Raw genomic sequence first — 2,163 nt, 5'->3', positions numbered from 1 at the left:
CAATTGTGGGAGCGAGCCTGCTCGCGAAAGCGGTTGCCCAGCTGACCAATATTTTCCGGTCGCACTCGATCCCTGTGGGAGCTGGCTTGCCAGCGATGACGGTCTAACAGCCACCCAACCTGCAACTGACCGCCCCCAACCCAATTGTGGGAGCGAGCCTGCTCGCGAAAGCGGTCTACCAGCTGACCAATATCTTCCGGTCGCACTCGATCCCTGTGGGAGCTGGCTTGCCAGCGATAACGGCCTAACAGCCACCCAACCTGCAACTGACCGCCCCCGATTCAATTGTGGGAGCGAGCCTGCTCGCGAAAGCGGTTGCCCAGCTGACCAATATTTTCCGGTCGCACTCGATCCCTGTGGGAGCTGGCTTGCCAGCGATGACGGTCTAACAGCCACCCAACCTGCAACTGACCGCCCCCAACCCAATTGTGGGAGCGAGCCTGCTCGCGAAAGCGGTTGCCCATCTGACCAATATCTTCCGGTCTCACTCGATCCCTGTGGGAGCTGGCTTGCCAGCGATGACGGCCTAACAGCCAACCAACCTGCAACTGACTGCCCCCAACCCAATTGTGGGAGCGAGCTTGCTCGCGAAAGCGGTCTACCAGTAACAACAATGCTGACTGACCCACCGCAATCGCGAGCAGGCTCACTCCTACAAAAAAGCCGCGGTGATCCCGGCTATTGCAACAACCCAATCACCTGCCGATACCGCTCAACCCCCTGCGCCGTCTGCCGACTCAAACTAATCTCCAACCCCAACGGATCCTCCCGCCGATTGCCACTCAACTGCCGCCACCCCTTATCCACCTCCCAAACCCGCACCTGCACATCACTCACCTCATTCAACACCGCAACCCCATTCCCAGGCGCCGGCAACGGATAGCGACTGCGCGCCTCAGCCACCGCCCGATACAACGTATCCCCCTTGACCCACCAGCGTACCCGCTGCAACGCCCCCGGCTGATCCGCCGCGCTACGAATAATGTCCAGCCGAAACCCCTTGCTATCACTACTGCGCACCGTCACCGCCGGCGGCGCGGTCGGCGCCTCATCCTCAGCCCCGACCTTGCGCGGCTCGCTCAACTCCACCCCCGCGCGCATGTCCACATCCCGCTGCAACTGATTCAACACCCGCAACAACCCATCGCTCTGCTCACTGCTGGCCTGCAAATGACTGTCCGCCCGCGTCACACTGTCCAGCCCGCGCCAGGCAATCAGACTCACCACCGCCATCAGCAGAATCGCGACCATCACCTCAATCAGAGTGAACCCTTGCTGAGTCTTCATTGAACACTGATCCGCCCACTGCCATCGCGCAGCACACTCAGCCGATTGGCCCCATCAGACAAAATCAGCCGCAACGGCGGATTGATCCACTCGGCATTCAGCACCACCGTCTGCCGAGGCTCCACATGCACCTCCACCTTCGGGCTCTGCCACGCACGCGGGCGCAACTGCGCATCCTCCTTGAACGACTCAAACCCCACGCCATCATCCCCACGCCGCCCAAACCGAAACCCCTTGGCATCCGCGACCCACACAATCGGCCGCCCATCGGCACGAGCCTCCGCCTCCGCCACCTGCAACAACTGCGCAACCCGCTCGGCATCCTTGCGCAACAACTGCAACGGATCGGGCCTGATACTCAAACTGATCGCCGCACTGGCAATCCCGATGATCACCAGCACCACCATCAACTCGATCAACGTAAAACCCTGCTGCCTGCTCATCACCCACGCGCTCCTTGGCGTCCCACCCCATCGTGCCCGGCGAACATGTAAGGCATGTGAAATAAAACGGAGAGAATTGCCGCGTAGGCTGGCAACAGGGACAACAAGGAGCGACAACCCATGAAGTTCACCGCACGGATTACCCCGGCGCAAACCGTCCAGGCCCTGGCACTGCTCGCCGCCCTGGTTGGCGTCGCGACGTGGTCGTCGCTGCTGCTGACCTCGGCGGAATCCCACACACCCGCAGCCACCCCGCAAGTGCTCGCGGCGAGGAGTGACAGCCCGGCGTTGCAGTGGTTCTCCAATGAGACCGCGCCGGTGGACATCAAGGTGAGTGGGGTGATCGCGGGCGGGAGCGGGACGGTGGCGATATTGAGTTTGAATGGTGGTGCGCCGAGGAGTTTTTTGGTGGGGGAGAAGGTTGGGGTTGGGG

3 protein-coding genes are annotated in these 2,163 nt (G+C 61.7%); 1 reads left to right on the top strand and 2 read right to left on the bottom strand.

Annotation, left to right across the window (positions count from 1 at the left end):
- Positions 1-678 precede the first annotated feature (678 nt).
- Both D8U61_RS11345 and D8U61_RS11340 read right to left on the bottom strand, forming a co-directional pair.
- On the bottom strand, positions 679-1,287 hold the full coding sequence (locus D8U61_RS11345) for a prepilin-type N-terminal cleavage/methylation domain-containing protein (protein WP_083352602.1): 609 nt from the start codon (positions 1,285-1,287) through the stop codon (positions 679-681).
- A complete protein-coding gene (locus D8U61_RS11340; RefSeq protein ID WP_130926945.1) occupies positions 1,284-1,730 on the bottom strand; it encodes a GspH/FimT family pseudopilin in 447 nt (148 codons plus the stop codon). Before D8U61_RS11340 ends, D8U61_RS11345 begins: the two co-directional genes overlap by 4 nt.
- 120 nt (positions 1,731-1,850) lie before the next feature.
- Between D8U61_RS11340 and D8U61_RS11335 the strand changes: the two genes are divergently transcribed.
- Positions 1,851-2,163: general secretion pathway protein GspC (locus D8U61_RS11335; protein ID WP_130926944.1), on the top strand; the 313-nt coding region annotated here is incomplete at its 3' end.

Origin of the sequence: Pseudomonas sp. Sample_14 (assembly GCF_004307515.1) — a bacterium.
Lineage (GTDB): Bacteria > Pseudomonadota > Gammaproteobacteria > Pseudomonadales > Pseudomonadaceae > Aquipseudomonas > Aquipseudomonas atacamensis.
The sequence above is the reverse complement of the archived record's forward strand: the minus strand, read 5'-3'. Positions and strand labels throughout refer to the sequence as shown.

Excerpts from the sequence above, each read along its gene's own strand:
- D8U61_RS11345 (WP_083352602.1), bottom strand. The coding sequence starts at position 1,287 with ATGAAGACTCAGCAAGGGTTCACTCTGATTGAGGTGATGGTCGCGATT.
- D8U61_RS11340 (WP_130926945.1), bottom strand. The coding sequence starts at position 1,730 with ATGAGCAGGCAGCAGGGTTTTACGTTGATCGAGTTGATGGTGGTGCTG.